Here is a 20,408-nt window from a genome sequence, read left to right as displayed (position 1 = left end):
ACGCCGCGCGGCGTTACTTCAAGGAGCACTCGGCCCAGACCGTCTTGCGCGGGGGCAGGTCCTGCGTGACGCCCCAGCGGTCCGCCAGGGCCTCGACGAGGAGGAGCCCGCGGCCGGACTCGGCCTCCGGTTTGGGCTGTTGAGGGTCGGGCAGCGGCCGGTCTCCGCGGGTGTCGGTCACTTCGATACGGAGGATGCCGCCGGTCACGTAGAGCGCGAGCCGGAAGTCGCGGCCGGGGATGCGGCCGTGCGTCGCGGCGTTGGCCGCCAGTTCGGCCACGATGTGGCCGGCCGCCTCCAACGGGAGCCCCCAAGAGCGGAGTTGCTCGGTCGCGAGCAGTCGGGCCAGGCGGGCGCCGCGCCGAGTTGAGGAGAGCTGCACGGTGAACCGGCGTGCGGTGGCGGGGACTTGAGCGGCTTGAGCGGTTTCGGCGTTCATGTGACTCAGCGTGCCGGAGGTTGCCTACGCTGAGCTGCGATGACGCCTGTGCGTACCGGGACTGTCCCTCCGTTGTCTCGTTCTGTCTCGGCTGTCTTGGGTGTCGTACGGGTACGGGTGGGCGTTGGAGGTGGGTGGGCATGAGTAGCGAGGGTGTGGACGAGGCGGGCTGGGACCTCGAACCGGGGGATGAGAGTGCGCCGTTGGTGGAGGCCGTTGGGCGACTGGTGAAGTTCTGCCGGGAGGCGACGGGGATGCGGGTGGCCGACCTCGCCGATGCCATGGGGTACGGCGAGGACATGATCCGCAAGATTGAGCGTGGGGCTCGGATTCCGCGCCCGGAGTTCCTGGAGCAGGCGGACGAACTCCTCAACGCGGGTGGGCGCCTCAAGTGGTTCATGGAGGACATGCGTAGGGCTCGATATCCCAAGAAAGTACGGGAGTTGAAGGCTTTGGAGGATCGGGCGGTCGAGCTCCTCCTCTACAGCAACCACAACATCCATAGGCTGTTGCAGACGCCGGAGTACGCGAAGGCTCTGTTCGAGACGCGGCAGCCCCCGTCTTCGACGGACGTGGTGGAGCGGGAGACCGCCGGGCGCATGGCCCGTAAGACGATCTACCACCGGGACCCCGCCCCAATGCTTGGGTTCGTCCAGGAACAGGTGACGCTGGAACGCCCCATCGGGGGCAGGATGGTGTTGCGTCGGCAGCTCGAACACATGCTGGAGATCGCGGAGTTTCGGAACGTCACGCTCCAGGTCATGCCGACCGACCGAGAGGATCATGCTGGGATGCAGGGCCTGATCGAGGTGCTGAAGTTCGCGGACGGTACAGGCGTCGGACGTTCCGAAGGCGCCTTCAACGGGCGCCCGGTCTCCAACCTCAGGGATCTTCGTATCCTGGAATTGCGGTATGGCATGATCCGCGCGCAGGCTCTCACTCCGAGGGAGTCGCTGGCCTTCATCGAGCGCATGCTGGGAGAACTATGAGCGCCCCGGAACTCCACTGGTTCAAGAGCAGCTACAGCAGCAGCAGTGAGCCCGGCGACTGCGTCGAGGTAGCCCTGGACTGGCGCAAGAGCAGCTACAGCAGCAGCAGCGAAGCTGGCGACTGCGTCGAGATAGCCCCCACCCCCACCACGATCCACGTCCGCGACTCCAAGAACGCCACCGGCCCCTGCCTCGCGTTCTCTCCCGCGGCCTGGGCCGACTTCGTCTCGTACACCTCCGAGAGCTGACGCCCTGATCAATACAAGGTCGGGATCTCACCGCCTTCAACTCTGCTCAGCGTCACCCCTGGCAGGCCGCGCAGCCGACGCTCCGCGACAGCAGCGAGACGATCCGACCCCGGTGGCTTGAGGCCCAGGCCGATGGCGTAGCGGAGCGGGTCCGTGGTGAACGGGCGGGGCCAGGCATGGGTGGCCGGGGCCCCGTCCGACAGGTCGGTCAGCAGGGCTCGCATCCTGCCCCGTACCCGGCCCGCGTCAGCGCCGGGGCCGGCCGTCACGATCGCCCAGGCCGCGTGGCGGCGATGCAGTGGGGGAGGGGACAGCAGCTCGGGCCACGGGATCGGGTCTGGGGTCGAGTCCAGCAACTCCCAGGCGCGGAACAGTTCTTGGGTGATGAGGTCTCGCATGCCCGCCGTGACCTGGTCCGTGCAGGGGCGGACCGGATCGGACGGCGTCGTGATCGTGAGGGGGAGGGACTGGCGAGACGGTTCGCCCCGTTCGCCTGGTTCGCCCACCGGGACTCGCCAGTCCCAGGCCGCCCACGTCGCGAAGAAGTGCCGTAGGAGATCGGCCGGGGGCAGGTCGCCGGCCTCCCGCACCGTACGGGCCGCCAGGACGGACCAGGCCAGGCCCGGTAGCCCGCCGAACGGTGCCGAATCCAGGCCGCGTGCCTTCGCCCAGGCCTTGACCTGCGTGGCCAGCCGGGCGAAAGCCGGTCCGTGGGTGCCGACGGAAGCGAGTACCGCGTCGGCGTCACTCACCGCGCTGAGCGCGATCGCCGCCGCCTCGCCCAGTTCGGCCCGGCGGTGCACCGCCTCGGTGGGGTCCATCGATCCGGTGGCCACGACGACCACGTCCACGTCCAGCCCGTCCAGCCACAACCGCAGGCCGGGTACGCGCGCCCCGACCACCTCTCGTACGTCACTTGCCTCGGGCAGGGCGTTGGTCAACTCCGCCTGTACGGCGGCGAGTTCGACCGTGCCGGGGAGCGCCGCCACCAGGTCCAGGTCCGCACCCGGCAGTGCGCAGCCCATGCGCCGGGAGCCGACGACGTGTACGACGCCGCAGGGGAGGGCCTGCGCGATGCGATGGGTGATGCGGTCGGCCACAGCGGTGTCGGCCACAGCCGTGTCTGCCGCAGCCGTGCCTGGCACGTCCATGTCGGCGGCGTCGTACCCGTCCCCGAACCTGTAGCCCACGCCCGTATCGCCGGCGTCGTACCCGTAGTGCTCGGCAGCCTCGTACCCGTGGTGCGGGGCCTCCTCCGTCCACCGCACCTCTCCCGTGCCCAACGTCACCGTCCCCCGCAACCGCATCGGCTCGTCCCCGCGCCGCGACAGCAGCGCCAGCTCGCCGATCCGGACCGGCATGGGGGTGAGCCGGGCCTCGCAGGCGGCGGCCAGGCTGTTCGGGTCGGTGGTGCGGCCCAGGCTCAGGTGCGGGGTGAAGCCCGCGTGGCGGCCTCGGCAGTGGGGGAAGTGGCGTACGAGGGTGCGGTGCAGCTCGGCCCATGGCTCCTCGTCGGCCGCCGCCGGGTCCAGCCACACCGTCGCGTAGTCCCGGTGGCCGAACCAGTTCACGCCCTCCAGCCGGGCGTCGAAGGGAGCCGTCCTGGCCGCCGCGAGCACGGATGCCGCCTGCTCGAAGGCGTGCTCCGGTACGAAGCCGAAGAGGACGTTCACGTGCGGGGGCCAGCGGTGGATCTGCGGATCGTGGTTCCGGCGGATGTCCTGGAGGGGCGGCCACAGCTCCTGGGGCGGGAGCCACGCCAGGGCCGTACGGGGAGTCGGCCGCGCGTCGAGGACGTCGTACCCCCCTGTCTCGGCCGAGTCCGCCGAGTGCGCCGCCAACTCGACGCGTACCCCGTAGTGATCGGAGATGTGGAGGCCGTCGGCCGTGGGAGTGTCGCCGTACAGCTCGGCAGTCCGTACCCGCAGGCCAGCCGCGCGCAGCAGCACCCGGTCCAGTCGGGAGACCCGGCCGGTCAGGGAGGAGACCGCGGCCAACGGGTTGGCGCTCGGGTCGAACGTCGGCGTCCGGTCGGCGGCGCCGTGCGCCTCGCTCCACGCGTCCCGCATGCCGAGGGTCACCTGCGGTGTGTCCCCGCCGTCGTTGAAGTCGCCCATCAGGACAAGGTCGTCACCCAGGGCCGCCAACCCCTCGGCGATACGGGCGAGTTCGGCTTCGCGTCGGCCGGCACCGTTCTCGGAGTGGTCGCTGCTGAGGTGGGTCGCGGCGACGACGAGGGGCCGTACCCCCGTCTCCACGACCACCGCGGTCACCGCCTTGTGCGGCCCCAGCTCGTGGAACGCGGCCTCGCGGACCGGCAGCCGGCTCAGCAGCAGCAGACCGTACTCGTCCACGTCCCGCGCCCGAGGGTCCATGGCCAGCGTCCAGTCCGCCCGGACCCATGGCTCCCGCAGCAGCATGCCCAGCAGTTCCGCCTCGACCTCCTGCAGCGCGATCACGTCCACGTCGGCGTCCCGCAGGGCCCGCAGGAGCAGCGGTCTGCGGCGGGCGCTGTCGATGCGGTCGGCGTCGTACCGGTCCCAGAGGGTGTTCCAGGTCAGGACCCGCACAGCGCCGGGGGCGGGTGCGGTCCCGTGGGGCGGACGCGCGGGCCGCCAGTCGTCGCCGTCCCAGGCGTACGGCGTACGGGCCGTGAAGAACGGCGCCCGAAGCCGTCGTGCCTCCCGCACCCGCCCGGCCTCCGTCGCATCGATCCGGTCCACGCCCGTGCTCCGGTCCCACACCACCTCGCCGTCGGCCTCGAAGAACAGCACCCGGTGCCACGGGATCTCGCCGCCCGGTACGAAGGTGGGCAGCGGAACGCGCTTGGGATCGGCGCCGCGCTGCATGACTCCCAGCACGAAGCGGGCCGGGTCGAAGCGCGCGTCCCAGCGCACCCGGTGGTAGATCTCCTCGCTCGTACGCACCGTTCCTCAGACCTCTTCCTCGACGGTCCCGCTCGCTCCGATGTACCAGGTGCGGTGCGCGTCGCCCGCGTACGGCGGGCCGAAGCGGCGCAGCTGGGCGGTGAGCACCTCGGGCGGTACCGGGTGCTCACGGCGGGCGTTGCGCCGGATCAGCTCGTCCTCGTCGACCAGGACCACGGCGTGGGTGAGCAGGGCGTCGCGGCGGTGGGCGATCGCGTGGACGAGCGAGCGCTGCTGCTTGTTGAGGGACGTGGCGTCCCACACCACGGTCCCTCCGGCGGCCAGGGCGGTGTCCAGGCGGTCGAGCCCCTCGCGCAGGACGTCCGCGTTCGCCCGCTGGTCGGCCCGTGAACCGCGGGCCTCGCGCAGGTCGTCGAGGGAGATGTACGCGTCCACGCCTGGAAGCCCCCGGGCGAAGGTGCTCTTGCCGCCGCCCGCGGGGCCGACCGTCTGGATCAGCTTCGGGAAGGCGCCGGAGCGCCAGCGCCACGTGGCGGCGACGGCCTCGTCGAGGCCGCGGATCCGCCCCTGCGCGTACGCCTCGCGCGCCTCGGCCCGGCACCGGACGGCCGCGTCGCCCGGCAGGCCGGCGAAGGTCTCCCGCAGCCCGCCTTCGTCCAGGCCGTCGATGTCCTCGGCGTGCAGTGCCGACCACTCCGCCTGCTCGCGTGCCTCGTCCGTGTCCGCCGTGGCCCGGGCGACCGCGTGCAGCAGACCGAGATCGGCGGCGTACGACAGCCGCACCAGGCCGGCCCGCCGGTCCTCGTCCGGATACGGCCGGTGCAGTGCAGGGTGCAGTCCGACGAGGTCCGCGACCCGGCGCGCGAGCGGCATGCCCGCCGCCGCGGCGATCTTGGCCGCCATCCGTGCCCGCCGGCCTCCGTGCAGCAGCGCGGCGAGTACGCCGACGAGCCGGTCGTCCCCGGAACGCCCCGCCAGATCGAGTCGGGCGACTGCCCCCGGATCCCCCTCTCCGGCCATCCCCACTGCACGCATCAGGGCCTCCACGTCGACCGCCGCTCCCGAACGCACCGCCCACAGAGCGGCCCCCGCCCCGAGCCCGTTCTCCACGACGGCCGCGTGCATCCAGTGCGTGTCCGTCCGCACATGGCCGGCCCGCACCCACTTGGCGACCCGCTGCCCGAACTCCTCCGCGCCGAAGGCGGCGACGGCCCGGACGACGTATCCCTCCTGCCGTACGGGATCCAGCCGCAGCGCCCGCAGCACACGCTCGTCGAACACGCCCCGCCACAGCACGCGCGGCACGGGGATGCCGAGTCCGCGCAAATACGCGACAGTCCGGTCCCAGTCCAGGCAGCGGCCGTCCGCGTCCCACACCGAGAAGCCGTAGAACCAGCTCTCCAGGTCCTCGTACGCGATCGAATGCCGGGCGTACATGTTCTCCCCGGACACGCGCCAGCCCTCGGGGATGGCATGACCGATGCGCCCCTGGAGCGCCTTGACCCAGGTTCGGGAGGGGTGGTGGGCCGAGTCGAGCGAGCGGGCGTGCAGGCCGTCGGCGTACAGCGTGGTGTTCTCGCCGTCGAGCTTCTCGGTGACGACGACCTCGCGGCCCCGCAGACCCGACAGATCCGTGACCCGGAGATCGTCCGCGGTCGCGCCGGGCGACCAGGGCAGATGCCGGGTCCGTGGGTAGTGCGTACGCATGGTGAACGCTCCCCCCGTGGCAACCGCCGTACTTGATCAGCGTAGGAGCGCGGGGGAGCGGCAGGCGAGCGGATTAGCGGCGGTTCAGGGGCCCGAGCGAGTCGGGCTCGCGGTCCCAGGTTTGACGCACGTCACCCCGGGGGTACCCTCTACCGCTCGATTGGCCAGCCCCACGCCCCGTATGGCAGACTAACCGGGTTGCTCGGTTGAGTGCCGATGCTGCGCGCCTCCCGCCGGGAGGACTGGAAGCGAGTCCCACAGTACTCGTCGCTTCAACTGCCTCTCAGGGCAGCGCTGAGGCGGACGTACGGGAATCTTCCGGGAAGTGTCAGCGGGGTACCGGCCAGGCGCCCGGTGGGTGTCTCACCCTCGGTTCCGCGGTCGGTGATCGCACCCCCTAGCAGGGAATCCCTTGTGGATATCTGTGTCAGCGGGGGAGCGACACGCCCGACCGCGTGGGTCGGAGGAAAGACGCGTACCCCCGGGGTCGCCAGAGCGTTCAACGAGAGACAGGACTACGGAGTAGCCATGGCGGGACAGAAGATCCGCATCCGGCTCAAGGCCTACGACCACGAGGTCATCGACTCCTCGGCGAAGAAGATCGTCGAGACGGTGACGCGTACTGGTGCGTCGGTCGCGGGCCCGGTGCCGCTGCCCACTGAGAAGAACGTGTACTGCGTCATCAAGTCGCCGCACAAGTACAAGGACTCGCGCGAGCACTTCGAGATGCGCACGCACAAGCGCCTGATCGACATCCTCGACCCGACGCCCAAGACCGTTGACTCTCTGATGCGACTCGACCTCCCGGCCGGCGTCGACATCGAGATCAAGCTCTAGGGGCCGGTGATCTGAGAATGGCTAAGCAGATCAAGGGCATCCTGGGCGAGAAGCTCGGCATGACGCAGGTGTGGGACGAGAACAACCGTGTTGTTCCCGTCACCGTCGTCAAGGCCGGGCCCAATGTCGTCACCCAGGTCCGTACGAACGACACCGACGGCTACGAGTCCGTGCAGATCGCCTTCGGCGAGATCGACCCGCGCAAGGTGAACAAGCCCCTCAAGGGCCACTTCGCCAAGGCCGACGTGACCCCCCGCCGCCACCTCGTGGAGCTCCGCACCGCGGACGCCAGCGAGTACACGCTCGGGCAGGAGATCACCGCCGACACCTTCGAGGCCGGCGTGAAGGTCGACGTCACCGGCAAGAGCAAGGGCAAGGGCTTCGCCGGTGTCATGAAGCGCCACAACTTCGGTGGCCTCGGTGCCGGTCACGGTACCCAGCGCAAGCACCGCTCTCCCGGCTCCATCGGTGGCTGCGCCACCCCGGGCCGTGTGTTCAAGGGCCTCCGCATGGCGGGTCGTATGGGCAACGAGCGGGTCACCACCCAGAACCTGACCGTCCACGCCGTTGACGCGGAGAAGGGTCTGCTGCTCATCAAGGGCGCGGTTCCCGGTCCGAACGGCGGCCTCGTCCTGGTCCGCACCGCGGCCAAGGGGGCCTGAGGTAACCGATGAGCACTGTTGAGATCCTTTCGCCGGCAGGCGACAAGGCCGGCACCGTCGAGCTCCCCGCGGAGATTTTCGACGTTGAGAAGGTCAGCATCCCGCTGATCCACCAGGTCGTCGTCGCCCAGCTGGCCGCTGCCCGTCAGGGCACACACAAGACCAAGACCCGCGGCGAGGTTCGTGGTGGCGGTAAGAAGCCTTACCGTCAGAAGGGCACCGGCCGTGCGCGCCAGGGCTCGACCCGCGCTCCGCAGTTCGCCGGTGGTGGCGTCGTGCACGGTCCCGTGCCGCGTGACTACTCGCAGCGGACCCCGAAGAAGATGAAGGCCGCGGCCCTGCGCCACGCCCTCACCGACCGGGCCCGCAACAACCGCATCCACGTCGTCACCGGCGTGGTCGAGGGCGAGGCGCCGTCCACGAAGGCTGCCAAGAGCCTGCTCGGCAAGATCTCGGAGCGCAAGAACCTGCTCCTGGTGATCGACCGTGCGGACGAGGCCTCGCTGCTCTCCGCCCGCAACCTGCCCCAGGTGCACATCCTGGAGCCGGGCCAGCTGAACACGTACGACGTTCTCGTCTCGGACGACGTGGTCTTCACTCAGGCCGCCTTCGAGTCCTTCGTGTCCGGCACGCCCAGTGCCGAGCGGAACACCGACACTGAAGGGAGCGAGGTCTGATGGCTATCCGTCACCCCTCCATCGCCTCGAAGGCCGCGAAGAAGGCCAAGGAGGCGCGCGTCAAGAAGGCGCGTCGCCACGCCACCGAGGGCAAGAACACCGTCGAGACGCCGCTGAGCAAGTCGTACACGGACCCCCGTGACGTACTGATCAAGCCGGTCGTCTCCGAGAAGAGCTACGCGCTCCTCGACGAGAACAAGTACACGTTCGTCGTCGACCCGCGCGCCAACAAGACCCAGATCAAGGAGGCCGTCCAGGCGGTCTTCTCGGTCAAGGTCACCGGGGTCAACACGATCAACCGCCAGGGCAAGCGCAAGCGGACCCGCACTGGTTTCGGCAAGCGTGCCGACACCAAGCGCGCGATCGTGACCCTTGCAGAGGGCGACCGTATCGACATCTTCGGCCAGGCCTCCTAACGGAGTGCCCTGGTCCGATATCGGACGAGGACTGAGAAATGGGAATCCGCAAGTACAAGCCGACTACGCCGGGCCGCCGTGGCTCCAGCGTCGCCGACTTCGTCGAGGTCACGCGGTCCACGCCGGAGAAGTCGCTGGTCCGCCCGCTGCACAGCAAGGGCGGCCGTAACAATTCCGGTCGTGTGACCGTGCGCCACCAGGGTGGTGGCCACAAGCGCGCCTACCGCGTCATCGACTTCCGTCGCCATGACAAGGACGGCGTGCCGGCGAAGGTCGCGCACATCGAGTACGACCCCAACCGCACCGCGCGCATCGCGCTGCTGCACTACGCGGACGGCGAGAAGCGCTACATCCTCGCCCCGCGCAACCTGCAGCAGGGCGACCGTGTGGAGAACGGTCCCGGGGCCGACATCAAGCCGGGCAACAACCTGGCGCTCCGCAACATCCCGGTCGGTACGACGATCCACGCGATCGAGCTCCGTCCGGGTGGCGGCGCCAAGTTCGCCCGCTCCGCCGGTGCCTCCGTGCAGCTGCTCGCGAAGGAGGGCTCGATGGCCCACCTCCGCATGCCGTCCGGTGAGATCCGCCTGGTCGACGTGCGCTGCCGCGCCACCGTCGGCGAGGTCGGCAACGCCGAGCAGAGCAACATCAACTGGGGCAAGGCCGGCCGCAAGCGCTGGCTGGGCGTCCGCCCGACCGTTCGCGGTGTGGCGATGAACCCGGTTGACCACCCCCACGGTGGTGGTGAGGGCAAGACCTCCGGTGGTCGCCACCCGGTCAGCCCCTGGGGCCAGAAGGAAGGACGTACTCGTTCGCCCAAGAAGGCCTCGAACAAGTACATCGTCCGCCGCCGCAAGACGAACAAGAAGCGCTAGGAGCGGGTTTAGATGCCGCGCAGTCTCAAGAAGGGGCCCTTCGTCGACGACCACCTGATCAAGAAGGTGGACGCCCAGAACGAAGCCGGTTCCAAGAACGTCATCAAGACCTGGTCCCGTCGCTCGATGATCGTCCCGGCCATGCTGGGCCACACGATCGCGGTGCACAACGGCAAGACCCACATCCCGGTGTTTGTCACCGAGTCCATGGTCGGCCACAAGCTCGGCGAGTTCTCGCCGACGCGCACCTTCCGGGGTCACGTCAAGGACGACCGGAAGTCGAAGCGCCGCTAAGGCGGGGTGAATGACCATGACAGACACTGAAGGGACAACCATGGAAGCCAGGGCCCAGGCGCGGTACATCCGCGTCACGCCCATGAAGGCCCGCCGCGTGGTGGACCTCATCCGTGGCATGGACGCCACGGAGGCTCAGGCGGTCCTGCGTTTCGCCCCGCAGGCCGCGAGCGTGCCGGTCGGCAAGGTGCTGGACAGCGCCATCGCCAACGCCGCGCACAACTACGACCACACCGACGCCGACAGCCTTTTCATCTCCGAGGCGTACGTCGACGAGGGCCCGACCCTGAAGCGGTTCCGTCCGCGCGCCCAGGGCCGTGCCTACCGGATCCGCAAGCGGACCAGCCACATCACCGTGGTCGTCAGCAGCAAGGAAGGAACCCGGTAATGGGCCAGAAGGTAAACCCGCATGGGTTCCGGCTCGGTGTCACGACCGACTTCAAGTCGCGTTGGTACGCCGACAAGCTGTACAAGGACTACGTCAAGGAAGACGTCGCCATCCGTCGGATGATGACGTCCGGCATGGAGCGCGCCGGTATCTCGAAGGTGGAGATCGAGCGCACCCGTGACCGTGTGCGGGTGGACATCCACACCGCTCGTCCGGGCATCGTCATCGGCCGCCGTGGCGCCGAGGCCGACCGCATCCGCGGGGACCTCGAGAAGCTCACGGGCAAGCAGGTCCAGCTGAACATCCTCGAGGTCAAGAGCCCCGAGACCGACGCTCAGCTGGTTGCTCAGGCCGTTGCCGAGCAGCTGTCCTCCCGCGTCTCCTTCCGTCGCGCCATGCGTAAGAGCATGCAGGGCACGATGAAGGCCGGCGCCAAGGGCATCAAGATCCAGTGTGGTGGCCGTCTCGGCGGCGCCGAGATGTCCCGCTCGGAGTTCTACCGCGAGGGCCGCGTGCCCCTGCACACGCTCCGCGCGAACGTCGACTACGGCTTCTTCGAGGCCAAGACGACCTTCGGCCGCATCGGTGTGAAGGTCTGGATCTACAAGGGCGACGTCAAGAACATCGCCGAGGTCCGTGCCGAGAACGCCGCCGCCCGCGCCGGCAACCGCCCGGCCCGCGGTGGCGCCGACCGCCCGGCCCGTGGTGGCCGCGGTGGCGAGCGCGGCGGTCGCGGTCGCAAGCCGCAGCAGTCCGCTCCGGCGGCCGAGGCCCCCAAGGCCGAGGCTCCCGCGGCGGCGGCTGCCGAGCCCAGCGCTGCCGGAAAGGAGAGCTGACCGACATGCTGATCCCCCGTAGGGTCAAGCACCGTAAGCAGCACCACCCCAAGCGCAGTGGTATGGCCAAGGGTGGTACTGAGGTCGCGTTCGGCGAGTACGGCATCCAGGCGCTGACCCCGGCGTACGTGACGAACCGCCAGATCGAGGCCGCTCGTATCGCGATGACCCGTCACATCAAGCGTGGCGGCAAGGTCTGGATCAACATCTACCCGGACCGTCCCCTCACGAAGAAGCCCGCCGAGACCCGCATGGGTTCCGGTAAGGGTTCCCCGGAGTGGTGGGTCGCGAACGTCAAGCCCGGTCGGGTGATGTTCGAGCTGTCCTACCCGAACGAGAAGACTGCGCGTGAGGCGCTTACCCGCGCTGCTCACAAGCTTCCGATGAAGTGCCGCATCGTGCGGCGCGAGGCAGGTGAAGCGTGATGTCGGCCGGTACCAAGGCGTCCGAGCTGCGCGAACTGGGCGACGAGGAGCTTCTTGCGAAGCTTCGCGAGGCCAAGGAAGAGCTGTTCAACCTCCGCTTCCAGGCGGCGACCGGCCAGCTCGAGAACCACGGCCGTCTGAAGGCGGTCCGTAAGGACATCGCGCGGATCTACACCCTGATGCGTGAGCGCGAGCTGGGCATCGAGACGGTGGAGAGCGCCTGATGAGCGAGAACAACGTGACTGAAGAGACGAAGGCCGCGCGCGGCTTCCGCAAGACCCGTGAGGGTCTGGTCGTCAGCGACAAGATGGACAAGACCGTCGTCGTCGCCGTCGAGGACCGCGTCAAGCACGCGCTGTACGGCAAGGTCATCCGCCGTACGAACAAGCTCAAGGCGCACGACGAGCAGAACGCCGCCGGTATCGGTGACCGGGTCCTTCTTATGGAGACCCGCCCGCTCTCGGCGACGAAGCGCTGGCGCGTCGTAGAGATCCTCGAGAAGGCGAAGTAATCAAGCGGGGGTTCCGCCCCCGCTGACCCCCGCTGGGGGCTCCGCCCCAGGCCCCCGGGCCGGGTGGGCGAAGGCCCCCGGCAAGGGATCCGGCGTCAGGCCCGACGGCGGGCTCGCGAGGCGACTCGCGGAGTCCGCCGGGAGGCCTGCGGCCGGGCCCACGAGGCTACCGGCCAGGGGCGGCGCGCCGCCTCCGGCCTCAGCGCCGGTGGTGCTGAGCCCTCAGCGAGGGTTTTCGCCTCCAGAGGCACAAGTAATTCCTGCGGGAGCAACTCGCAGGACGGTTCCGCCAGGCTCGCAGGTTCGGCCCGACAAGGTCCCTGCGGGAACCGGCAGACAAACAGGAGATAGACGTGATCCAGCAGGAGTCGCGACTGCGCGTCGCCGACAACACGGGGGCGAAGGAAATCCTTTGCATCCGTGTGCTCGGTGGCTCCGGTCGCCGCTACGCGGGCATCGGTGACGTCATCGTCGCCACCGTCAAGGACGCGATCCCCGGTGGCAACGTGAAGAAGGGTGACGTCGTCAAGGCGGTCATCGTTCGCACCGTCAAGGAGCGCCGCCGTCCGGACGGCTCGTACATCCGCTTCGACGAGAACGCCGCTGTCATTCTCAAGAACGACGGCGACCCTCGCGGCACCCGTATCTTCGGCCCCGTTGGCCGTGAGCTGCGCGAGAAGAAGTTCATGAAGATCATCTCGCTCGCGCCGGAGGTGCTGTAAGCATGAAGATCAAGAAGGGCGACCTGGTCCAGGTCATCACCGGCAAGGACAAGGGCAAGCAGGGCAAGGTCATTGCCGCTTACCCGCGCGACGAGCGTGTCCTGGTCGAGGGTGTCAACCGGGTCAAGAAGCACACCAAGGCCGGTCCGACGGCTCGCGGTTCGCAGGCCGGCGGCATCGTCACGACCGAGGCGCCGATCCACGTCTCCAACGTCCAGCTGGTCGTTGAGAAGGACGGCAAGAAGGTCGTCACGCGTGTCGGCTACCGCTTCGACGACGAAGGCAACAAGATCCGCGTTGCCAAGCGGACGGGTGAGGACATCTGATGACGACCACCACCACTCCGCGTCTGAAGACGAAGTACCGCGAGGAGATCGCGGGCAAGCTGCGTGACGAGTTCAAGTACGAGAACGTCATGCAGATCCCCGGCCTCGTCAAGATCGTGGTCAACATGGGTGTGGGCGACGCCGCCCGCGACTCCAAGCTGATCGAGGGCGCCATCCGCGACCTCACCACGATCACCGGTCAGAAGCCGGCCGTCACCAAGGCCCGTAAGTCCATCGCGCAGTTCAAGCTGCGTGAGGGCCAGCCGATCGGTGCCCACGTCACGCTTCGTGGCGACCGCATGTGGGAGTTCCTGGACCGCACCCTGTCGCTCGCGCTGCCGCGCATCCGCGACTTCCGCGGTCTGTCCCCCAAGCAGTTCGACGGCCGTGGCAACTACACCTTCGGTCTCACGGAGCAGGTCATGTTCCACGAGATCGACCAGGACAAGATCGACCGCGTCCGGGGTATGGACATCACCGTGGTCACCACGGCGACCAACGACGCTGAGGGCCGCGCGCTCCTTCGTCACCTCGGCTTCCCCTTCAAGGAGGCGTGAGCGAGATGGCGAAGAAGGCTCTGATCGCTAAGGCTGCCCGCAAGCCCAAGTTCGGTGTACGTGCGTACACCCGCTGCCAGCGCTGCGGTCGTCCGCATTCCGTGTACCGCAAGTTCGGCCTCTGCCGCGTGTGCCTTCGTGAGATGGCTCACCGTGGCGAGCTGCCGGGCGTGACCAAGAGCTCCTGGTAATTCCCGCCCACCCGTCGCCCGACCACCGCCCCTCAAGGGCGGCCCTTCGGGCCGACAGGCTGGATTGGGATTGTCAGGGCTCTCGGTAAGTAAAGGGCTCGGTCAGGTGCCCACCCTTCCATGGCTTAGGCTTGGAGGGTTGGGCGCCTGGACGCCCGTACGACTTACTACGCCGTAGGTCCACCGCGCCGCACCCGTCCCGTCTCGGATCGGGGAGAGGGATGGCGCACCAGGAAACCCCGGCGAGAGAGGCCGAAGGCCAATTCATGACCATGACTGATCCGATCGCAGACATGCTGACGCGTCTGCGTAACGCGAACTCGGCGTACCACGACTCCGTGGCTATGCCGCACAGCAAGATCAAGTCGCACATCGCGGAGATCCTCCAGCAGGAGGGCTTCATCACGGGCTGGAAGGTCGAGGACGCCGAGGTCGGCAAGAACCTCGTTCTCGAGCTGAAGTTCGGCCCGAACCGTGAGCGCTCCATCGCGGGCATCAAGCGGATCTCCAAGCCCGGTCTCCGGGTGTACGCGAAGTCCACCAACCTGCCGAAGGTGCTCGGCGGCCTGGGCGTGGCGATCATCTCCACGTCTCACGGGCTCCTCACCGACAAGCAGGCCGGCAAGAAGGGCGTAGGCGGAGAAGTCCTCGCCTACGTCTGGTAGCGGAAGGGAACGGAGGAAACAGCTATGTCGCGCATTGGCAAGCTCCCCATCACGGTTCCCGCCGGCGTGGACGTCACCATCGATGGCCGTACGGTCCAGGTGAAGGGCCCCAAGGGCACCCTCTCCCACACCGTCGCGGCGCCGATCGAGATCGCTAAGGGCGAGGACGGCATTCTCAATGTCACCCGCCCGAACGACGAGCGTCAGAACAAGGCCCTGCACGGCCTGTCCCGCACGCTGGTGGCGAACATGATCACCGGCGTGACCGCGGGTTACGTGAAGAAGCTCGAGATCAGCGGTGTCGGTTACCGAGTCCTGGCCAAGGGTTCCAACCTGGAGTTCTCGCTCGGCTACAGCCACCCGATCCTGGTCGAGGCCCCCGAGGGCATCACCTTCAAGGTCGAGAACCCGACGCGGTTCTCGGTCGAGGGCATCGACAAGCAGAAGGTCGGCGAGGTTGCGGCCAACATCCGCAAGCTGCGCAAGCCCGACCCGTACAAGGCCAAGGGCGTCAAGTACGAGGGCGAAGTCATCCGCCGCAAGGTCGGAAAGGCGGGTAAGTAAGCCATGGCATACGGGCAGAAGATCGCCAAGGGCGACGCCTACAAGCGTGCTGCCATCAAGCGGCGTCACATCCGGATCCGTAAGAAGGTCTCGGGTACGGCTGAGCGTCCCCGCCTGGTCGTGACGCGCTCGAACCGCCACATCGTGGCCCAGGTGATCGACGACCTCAAGGGGCACACCCTTGCGTCGGCGTCCACCCTGGACACCTCGATCCGCGGTGCCGAGGGCGACAAGTCCGCGCAGGCCAAGCAGGTCGGCGCCCTGGTCGCCGAGCGTGCGAAGGCCGCGGGTGTCGAGGCCGTCGTGTTCGACCGTGGTGGCAACCAGTACGCGGGGCGCATCGCCGCCCTGGCGGACGCCGCCCGCGAAGCCGGGCTCAAGTTCTGAGCCTGCCGTAGCTAGCGGAAACAGAGAGAGGTAAATCCAATGGCTGGACCCCAGCGCCGCGGAAGCGGTGCCGGTGGCGGCGAGCGGCGGGACCGGAAGGGCCGTGACGGCGGCGCAGCTGCCGCCGAGAAGACCGCGTACGTTGAGCGCGTCGTCGCGATCAACCGCGTCGCCAAGGTTGTGAAGGGTGGTCGTCGCTTCAGCTTCACCGCGCTGGTCGTGGTGGGCGACGGTGACGGCACCGTGGGTGTCGGTTACGGCAAGGCCAAGGAGGTGCCGGCCGCCATCGCCAAGGGTGTCGAGGAGGCCAAGAAGCACTTCTTCAAGGTCCCCCGTATCCAGGGCACCATCCCGCACCCGATCACGGGCGAGAAGGCCGCGGGCGTCGTCCTGCTCAAGCCTGCTTCCCCCGGTACCGGCGTTATCGCCGGTGGCCCGGTGCGTGCCGTGCTCGAGTGCGCCGGCGTTCACGACATCCTGTCGAAGTCGCTCGGCTCGTCCAACGCGATCAACATCGTGCACGCGACCGTGGCGGCCCTGAAGGGTCTGCAGCGTCCCGAGGAGATCGCGGCCCGCCGCGGCCTGCCCCTCGAGGACGTTGCTCCCGCGGCTCTGCTGCGTGCGCGTGCCGGGGCTGGTGCTGCGTAATGGCTCAGCTCAAGATCACGCAGACGAAGTCGTACATCGGCAGCAAGCAGAACCACCGTGACACGCTGCGTTCGCTTGGTCTGAAGAGGATCAACGACGTGGTCGTCAAGGAGGACCGCCCCGAGTTCCGCGGCATGGTGCACACCGTCCGCCACCTCGTGACGGTCGAGGAGGTCGACTGATCATGGCGGAGCAGAACCCGCTCAAGATCCACAACCTCCGTCCCGCCCCGGGCGCCAAGACCGCCAAGACCCGTGTCGGTCGTGGTGAGGCCTCGAAGGGTAAGACGGCCGGTCGTGGTACCAAGGGCACGAAGGCCCGCTACCAGGTTCCGGAGCGCTTCGAGGGTGGCCAGATGCCCCTCCACATGCGGCTCCCGAAGCTGAAGGGCTTCAAGAACCCGTTCAAGACCGAGTACCAGGTCGTGAACCTGGACAAGCTGGCCGCGCTCTACCCCGAGGGCGGCGAGGTCACGGTGGCCGATCTGGTCGCCAAGGGCGCCGTTCGCAAGAACAGCCTTGTCAAGGTCCTCGGCCAGGGCGAGATCTCCGTGGCACTCGAGGTGAAGGTCGACGCGGCCTCCACCTCCGCCAAGGAGAAGATCACCGCCGCCGGCGGCACCGTCACCGAGCTCGTCTGAACTCCACGGACGCCTCGATGACTTGAGCGCACCCGACCGGGGATGCCCCACAAATGGGGCATCCCCGGTCGGTCGTTCCAAGGAAAGCTGTGCCGCGGGTATGGTGGCCAGCACTGCTCATTTTCGCCTGGTGTGCCCACTGGGAACTTCAGGCGGCTTCTGACTGTTAGTTAGCTGTCCGTTTACTCGTCGAACCTCAAGACCGTCACCTCTGACGCAGTTGCGCGGGGGTCGCAGGAGGCACCGTGCTCACCGCGTTCGCCCGGGCGTTCAAGACGCCCGACCTGCGCAAGAAGCTGCTCTTCACGCTCGGCATCATCGTGATCTACCGGATCGGTACACACATCCCGATCCCGGGCGTGGACTACAGGAACGTCCAGACCTGTATCGACAATGCCAACGCGAACCAGGGCCTGTTCGGCCTGGTCAACATGTTCAGCGGTGGCGCTCTGCTGCAGATCACGGTCTTCGCGCTCGGCATCATGCCGTACATCACGGCGAGCATCATTCTGCAGCTGCTGACCGTGGTGATCCCGCGTCTGGAAGCCCTCAAGAAGGAGGGCCAGGCCGGCACGGCGAAGATCACGCAGTACACCCGTTATCTCACGGTGGCACTGGCCATCCTCCAAGGCACCGGCCTGGTGGCCACCGCCCGTACGGGTGCGCTGTTCCAGGGCTGCCCCGTCGCCACCCAGATCGTGCCCGACCAGTCGGTCTTCGTGACGATCACGATGGTCATCACCATGACCGCCGGTACGGCCACCGTCATGTGGCTCGGTGAGCTCATCACCGACCGCGGCATCGGCAACGGCATGTCGATCCTGATGTTCATCTCGATCGCCGCGACCTTCCCGTCGGCGCTGTGGGCCATCAAGCAGCAGGGCAACCTCGCGGGCGGCTGGATCGAGTTCGGCACCGTGATCGCGGTCGGCCTGTTCATGGTCGGCCTGGTGGTCTTCGTCGAGCAGGCCCAGCGCCGTATCCCTGTCCAGTACGCGAAGCGGATGATCGGCCGCCGCTCCTACGGCGGCACGTCGACGTACATCCCGCTGAAGGTCAACCAGGCGGGCATCATCCCTGTGATCTTTGCCTCGTCGCTGCTCTACATCCCGGCGCTGATCGCGCAATTTGCCGGTGGAAACTCCGGCTGGAAGACCTGGATCGAGAAGAATCTCGCGGATACGGCCGCGACGCCGCACATCATCCTCTACTTCTTCCTGATCATTTTCTTCGCGTTCTTCTACGTGGCGATCTCGTTCAACCCCGAGGAAGTCGCGGACAACATGAAGAAGTATGGTGGCTTCATCCCGGGAATCCGGGCTGGCCGACCGACCGCTGAGTACCTGGGATACGTACTCAACCGGATCACCTGGCCGGGTTCGCTGTACCTGGGTCTGATCGCTCTTGTGCCGACAGTGGCGTTGGCGGGCTTCGGCGCCAACCAGAACTTCCCGTTCGGCGGCACCAGCATCCTGATCATCGTGGGTGTGGGTCTGGAGACGGTGAAGCAGATTGAGAGCCAGCTCCAGCAGCGCAATTACGAAGGGTTCCTCCGCTGATGCGAATCGTCCTCGTTGGGCCGCCTGGTGCAGGCAAGGGAACGCAGGCCGCGTTTCTCGCCAAGAACCTATCGATCCCGCACATCTCAACGGGCGATCTCTTCCGCTCCAACATCAACCAGCAGACGGAACTCGGCAAACTCGCCAAGTCCTACATGGACGCGGGGAACCTGGTACCGGACGAGGTCACCATCGGGATGGCGCGGGACCGCATGGAGCAGCCCGACGCCGAGAACGGCTTCCTGCTGGACGGCTTTCCGCGCAACGTCTCGCAGGCCGAGGCGCTGGACCAGGCGCTGAAGGCCGACGAGGTGGAGCTGGACGCGGTGCTGGACCTGGAGGTCCCCGAGGACGAGGTGGTCAAGCGCATCGCCGGCCGCCGCATCTGCCGCAGGGACTCGAGCCATGTCTTCCACGTGGCGTACAGCCCGGCGAAGAAGGAAGGCGTCTGCGACGTCTGCGGCGGTGAGCTGTACCAGCGCGACGACGACTCCGAGGAGACCGTCCGCCGCCGGCTCGAGGTCTACCACACGCAGACCGAGCCGATCATCGACTACTACCGGGCCCAGGGCCTGGTGGTGACGATCTCGGCGCTCGGCAAGGTGGACGAGGTCACGCGGCGGGCGATGGACGCGCTCAAGCGTGAGGACGACGAGGGCTCTGAGGGCGACGCGAGCGCGTAGTCGTCCCGCTGATTCGGCCGCGGTGCCCCTCGGGGCACTGCGGCCGTACTGTTGTGTACGGAACTTTGTGACGTCGCCGAGTTTGTGGCACAGAAGACGGAGAGCGCAGGCCCCATGGTGCAGATCAAGACGCCCGAGCAGATCGCCAAGATGCGCGAGGCGGGGCTTGTTGTCGCCGCCATCCACAAGGCGACGCGTGAAGCGGCGGTGCCCGGGGCCACGACCAAGGATCTCGACGAGGTTGCCCGCAAGGTGCTGGATGAGCACGGGGCGAAGTCGAACTTCCTGGGGTACGGAGGGTTTCCCGCGACGATCTGCACCTCCGCGAACGAGGTCGTCGTCCATGGCATCCCCAGTGACGACGTCGTTCTCAAGGACGGCGACATCATCTCCATCGACGCGGGCGCGATTGTGGACGGGTGGCACGGGGATGCGGCGTACACCGCGTTTGTGGGGGGCGGGCATGCGCCCGAGTTCGTTGAGCTCTCTCGGGTGACCGAGGAGTCGATGTGGGCGGGGATCGCTGCGATGAAGGTGGGGCATCGGCTTGTCGATGTCTCCCGTGCCATTGAGACGTATATCCGGCGGCAGCCCAAGCCCGGTGGTGGGCGGTACGGGATCATCGAGGACTACGGCGGGCATGGCATCGGTACGGAGATGCACATGGATCCGCATCTGTTGAACTATGTCGAGCGGCGGCGGGGGCGGGGGCCGAAGTTGGTGCCCGGGTTCTGTCTCGCCATTGAGCCGATGGTGTCTTTGGGGACGGCCAAGACCGAGGTTCTCTCGGATGACTGGACGGTCATCACCACTGATGGGACGTGGTCGTCTCACTGGGAGCACTCGGTTGCCTTGACGGAGGCGGGGCCGCTCGTGCTGACGGCTCCGGACGGGGGCAAGGCGAAGCTCGCCGAGTACGGGGTCGTGGCTGCGCCTGATCCGCTGGGGTGACGGGGGAGGTTTTCTTTCCCCAGACCCGCCCCTTCCCGTAACTGTGGGCGGCGCCCCCAGGCCCCCACAAGGGGGTGGGTGGGTCGGTCGTGTCTCGGGTGCGGGTTCGTTGTGGCTGGGCGCGCAGTTCCCCGCGCCCCTAAGGGGCGCCCCCGCCGAGCTGTAAACGGGGCGCACGCCGTCCGTCCGCTTAAGGATCTTCCTGGGTGGGCAGGCTCTCAATTCGTGTTTCTGATGGCCCTGACGTAGACTGACTCGTCGGCTCTTGTGTACCCGCATGTCTGCATGCGGTTGTTGGAGCCGATCAAGGTAGTCGATTCGAA

General features: G+C 67.8%; 29 protein-coding genes. 26 read left to right on the top strand and 3 right to left on the bottom strand.

Annotated elements, in window-relative coordinates; genetic code table 11:
* Positions 1 to 13: 13 nt before the first annotated feature.
* On the bottom strand, positions 14 to 439 hold the full coding sequence (locus tag ABD357_RS18725; protein WP_344391439.1) for an ATP-binding protein: 426 nt from the start codon (positions 437 to 439) through the stop codon (positions 14 to 16).
* Between the two features lie 140 nt (positions 440 to 579).
* Between ABD357_RS18725 and ABD357_RS18720 the strand changes: the two genes are divergently transcribed.
* Together ABD357_RS18720 and ABD357_RS18715 are read left to right on the top strand one after the other, a co-directional pair.
* Positions 580 to 1,428, top strand: coding sequence for a helix-turn-helix domain-containing protein (locus ABD357_RS18720; protein ID WP_344391438.1), 849 nt, complete (start codon positions 580 to 582; stop codon positions 1,426 to 1,428).
* Entirely contained in the window at positions 1,425 to 1,676 is a 252-nt protein-coding gene (locus ABD357_RS18715; protein ID WP_344391437.1) for a DUF397 domain-containing protein, read from the top strand. Before ABD357_RS18720 ends, ABD357_RS18715 begins: the two co-directional genes overlap by 4 nt.
* A gap of 8 nt (positions 1,677 to 1,684) precedes the next feature.
* Here ABD357_RS18715 and ABD357_RS18710 read toward each other — a convergent pair whose 3' ends face one another.
* Both ABD357_RS18710 and ABD357_RS18705 read right to left on the bottom strand, forming a co-directional pair.
* Positions 1,685 to 4,603 (bottom strand): poly(A) polymerase, encoded by a 2,919-nt coding sequence (locus ABD357_RS18710; RefSeq protein WP_344391436.1) that lies wholly within the window; start codon positions 4,601 to 4,603, stop codon positions 1,685 to 1,687.
* Between the two features lie 6 nt (positions 4,604 to 4,609).
* On the bottom strand, positions 4,610 to 6,271 hold the full coding sequence (locus tag ABD357_RS18705; RefSeq protein WP_344391435.1) for an RNA ligase family protein: 1,662 nt from the start codon (positions 6,269 to 6,271) through the stop codon (positions 4,610 to 4,612).
* Between the two features lie 528 nt (positions 6,272 to 6,799).
* Between ABD357_RS18705 and rpsJ the strand changes: the two genes are divergently transcribed.
* The 24 genes from rpsJ to map all read left to right on the top strand — a co-directional run bounded on the left by rpsJ (position 6,800) and on the right by map (position 20,085).
* The gene (rpsJ, locus tag ABD357_RS18700; RefSeq protein WP_003948644.1) at positions 6,800 to 7,108 is read left to right on the top strand and encodes a 30S ribosomal protein S10; all 309 of its coding nucleotides are present in this window, start codon (positions 6,800 to 6,802) and stop codon (positions 7,106 to 7,108) included.
* 17 nt (positions 7,109 to 7,125) lie between these two features.
* Positions 7,126 to 7,770, top strand: coding sequence for a 50S ribosomal protein L3 (rplC, locus tag ABD357_RS18695; RefSeq protein WP_344391434.1), 645 nt, complete (start codon positions 7,126 to 7,128; stop codon positions 7,768 to 7,770).
* A gap of 8 nt (positions 7,771 to 7,778) precedes the next feature.
* Positions 7,779 to 8,447, top strand: a complete 669-nt coding sequence (rplD, locus tag ABD357_RS18690; RefSeq protein WP_344391433.1) for a 50S ribosomal protein L4 — start codon at positions 7,779 to 7,781, stop codon at positions 8,445 to 8,447.
* Positions 8,447 to 8,863, top strand: coding sequence for a 50S ribosomal protein L23 (rplW, locus tag ABD357_RS18685; protein WP_344391432.1), 417 nt, complete (start codon positions 8,447 to 8,449; stop codon positions 8,861 to 8,863). The genes rplD and rplW overlap by 1 nt, the downstream gene beginning before the upstream one ends.
* 38 nt (positions 8,864 to 8,901) lie before the next feature.
* Positions 8,902 to 9,738: a 50S ribosomal protein L2 gene (rplB, locus tag ABD357_RS18680; protein ID WP_189933359.1), complete on the top strand. Its 837-nt coding sequence runs from the start codon at positions 8,902 to 8,904 to the stop codon at positions 9,736 to 9,738.
* Between the two features lie 12 nt (positions 9,739 to 9,750).
* Positions 9,751 to 10,032: a 30S ribosomal protein S19 gene (rpsS, locus tag ABD357_RS18675; RefSeq protein ID WP_007384069.1), complete on the top strand. Its 282-nt coding sequence runs from the start codon at positions 9,751 to 9,753 to the stop codon at positions 10,030 to 10,032.
* Positions 10,033 to 10,072: 40 nt separating this feature from the next.
* Positions 10,073 to 10,420 (top strand): 50S ribosomal protein L22, encoded by a 348-nt coding sequence (gene rplV / locus ABD357_RS18670; protein WP_003974262.1) that lies wholly within the window; start codon positions 10,073 to 10,075, stop codon positions 10,418 to 10,420.
* Positions 10,420 to 11,256 (top strand): 30S ribosomal protein S3, encoded by an 837-nt coding sequence (gene rpsC, locus ABD357_RS18665; RefSeq protein ID WP_344391430.1) that lies wholly within the window; start codon positions 10,420 to 10,422, stop codon positions 11,254 to 11,256. Before rplV ends, rpsC begins: the two co-directional genes overlap by 1 nt.
* Before the next feature lie 5 nt (positions 11,257 to 11,261).
* Positions 11,262 to 11,681, top strand: a complete 420-nt coding sequence (gene rplP, locus ABD357_RS18660; protein WP_344391429.1) for a 50S ribosomal protein L16 — start codon at positions 11,262 to 11,264, stop codon at positions 11,679 to 11,681.
* Positions 11,681 to 11,905: a 50S ribosomal protein L29 gene (rpmC, locus tag ABD357_RS18655; RefSeq protein WP_003998824.1), complete on the top strand. Its 225-nt coding sequence runs from the start codon at positions 11,681 to 11,683 to the stop codon at positions 11,903 to 11,905. The genes rplP and rpmC overlap by 1 nt, the downstream gene beginning before the upstream one ends.
* Complete coding sequence (rpsQ, locus tag ABD357_RS18650) at positions 11,905 to 12,192, top strand: 30S ribosomal protein S17 (RefSeq protein ID WP_344391427.1); 288 nt, start codon at positions 11,905 to 11,907, stop codon at positions 12,190 to 12,192. Before rpmC ends, rpsQ begins: the two co-directional genes overlap by 1 nt.
* Before the next feature lie 353 nt (positions 12,193 to 12,545).
* A complete protein-coding gene (gene rplN / locus ABD357_RS18645; protein WP_003998823.1) occupies positions 12,546 to 12,914 on the top strand; it encodes a 50S ribosomal protein L14 in 369 nt (122 codons plus the stop codon).
* 2 nt (positions 12,915 to 12,916) lie between these two features.
* A complete protein-coding gene (gene rplX / locus ABD357_RS18640) occupies positions 12,917 to 13,240 on the top strand; it encodes a 50S ribosomal protein L24 (protein ID WP_016434629.1) in 324 nt (107 codons plus the stop codon).
* The gene (gene rplE / locus ABD357_RS18635; protein WP_344391424.1) at positions 13,240 to 13,797 is read left to right on the top strand and encodes a 50S ribosomal protein L5; all 558 of its coding nucleotides are present in this window, start codon (positions 13,240 to 13,242) and stop codon (positions 13,795 to 13,797) included. The genes rplX and rplE overlap by 1 nt, the downstream gene beginning before the upstream one ends.
* 5 nt (positions 13,798 to 13,802) lie before the next feature.
* A complete protein-coding gene (locus ABD357_RS18630; protein WP_003956452.1) occupies positions 13,803 to 13,988 on the top strand; it encodes a type Z 30S ribosomal protein S14 in 186 nt (61 codons plus the stop codon).
* A gap of 266 nt (positions 13,989 to 14,254) precedes the next feature.
* Positions 14,255 to 14,653 carry a 30S ribosomal protein S8 gene (rpsH, locus tag ABD357_RS18625; RefSeq protein WP_004984520.1) on the top strand — a complete coding sequence of 133 codons (399 nt, stop codon included), beginning with the start codon at positions 14,255 to 14,257 and terminating at the stop codon, positions 14,651 to 14,653.
* 24 nt (positions 14,654 to 14,677) lie between these two features.
* Positions 14,678 to 15,217: a 50S ribosomal protein L6 gene (gene rplF, locus ABD357_RS18620; protein ID WP_344391421.1), complete on the top strand. Its 540-nt coding sequence runs from the start codon at positions 14,678 to 14,680 to the stop codon at positions 15,215 to 15,217.
* A 3-nt stretch (positions 15,218 to 15,220) separates the two neighbouring features.
* Entirely contained in the window at positions 15,221 to 15,604 is a 384-nt protein-coding gene (rplR, locus tag ABD357_RS18615) for a 50S ribosomal protein L18 (protein ID WP_328771079.1), read from the top strand.
* 39 nt (positions 15,605 to 15,643) lie between these two features.
* Complete coding sequence (gene rpsE / locus ABD357_RS18610; RefSeq protein WP_005481208.1) at positions 15,644 to 16,252, top strand: 30S ribosomal protein S5; 609 nt, start codon at positions 15,644 to 15,646, stop codon at positions 16,250 to 16,252.
* Entirely contained in the window at positions 16,252 to 16,434 is a 183-nt protein-coding gene (rpmD, locus tag ABD357_RS18605; protein WP_033319647.1) for a 50S ribosomal protein L30, read from the top strand. The genes rpsE and rpmD overlap by 1 nt, the downstream gene beginning before the upstream one ends.
* 2 nt (positions 16,435 to 16,436) lie before the next feature.
* Positions 16,437 to 16,892 (top strand): 50S ribosomal protein L15, encoded by a 456-nt coding sequence (gene rplO / locus ABD357_RS18600; RefSeq protein ID WP_344391416.1) that lies wholly within the window; start codon positions 16,437 to 16,439, stop codon positions 16,890 to 16,892.
* Between the two features lie 245 nt (positions 16,893 to 17,137).
* Entirely contained in the window at positions 17,138 to 18,451 is a 1,314-nt protein-coding gene (gene secY, locus ABD357_RS18595; RefSeq protein ID WP_344391414.1) for a preprotein translocase subunit SecY, read from the top strand.
* A complete protein-coding gene (locus ABD357_RS18590) occupies positions 18,451 to 19,134 on the top strand; it encodes an adenylate kinase (RefSeq protein WP_344391413.1) in 684 nt (227 codons plus the stop codon). Before secY ends, ABD357_RS18590 begins: the two co-directional genes overlap by 1 nt.
* Before the next feature lie 114 nt (positions 19,135 to 19,248).
* Positions 19,249 to 20,085: a type I methionyl aminopeptidase gene (gene map / locus ABD357_RS18585; protein WP_344391412.1), complete on the top strand. Its 837-nt coding sequence runs from the start codon at positions 19,249 to 19,251 to the stop codon at positions 20,083 to 20,085.
* Positions 20,086 to 20,408 lie beyond the last annotated feature (323 nt).

It is taken from the genome of Streptomyces vastus (genome assembly GCF_039532825.1).
Lineage (GTDB): Bacteria > Actinomycetota > Actinomycetes > Streptomycetales > Streptomycetaceae > Streptomyces > Streptomyces vastus.
Note: the sequence above shows the minus strand (reverse complement) of the source record. Positions and strands in the feature narration are given on the sequence as shown.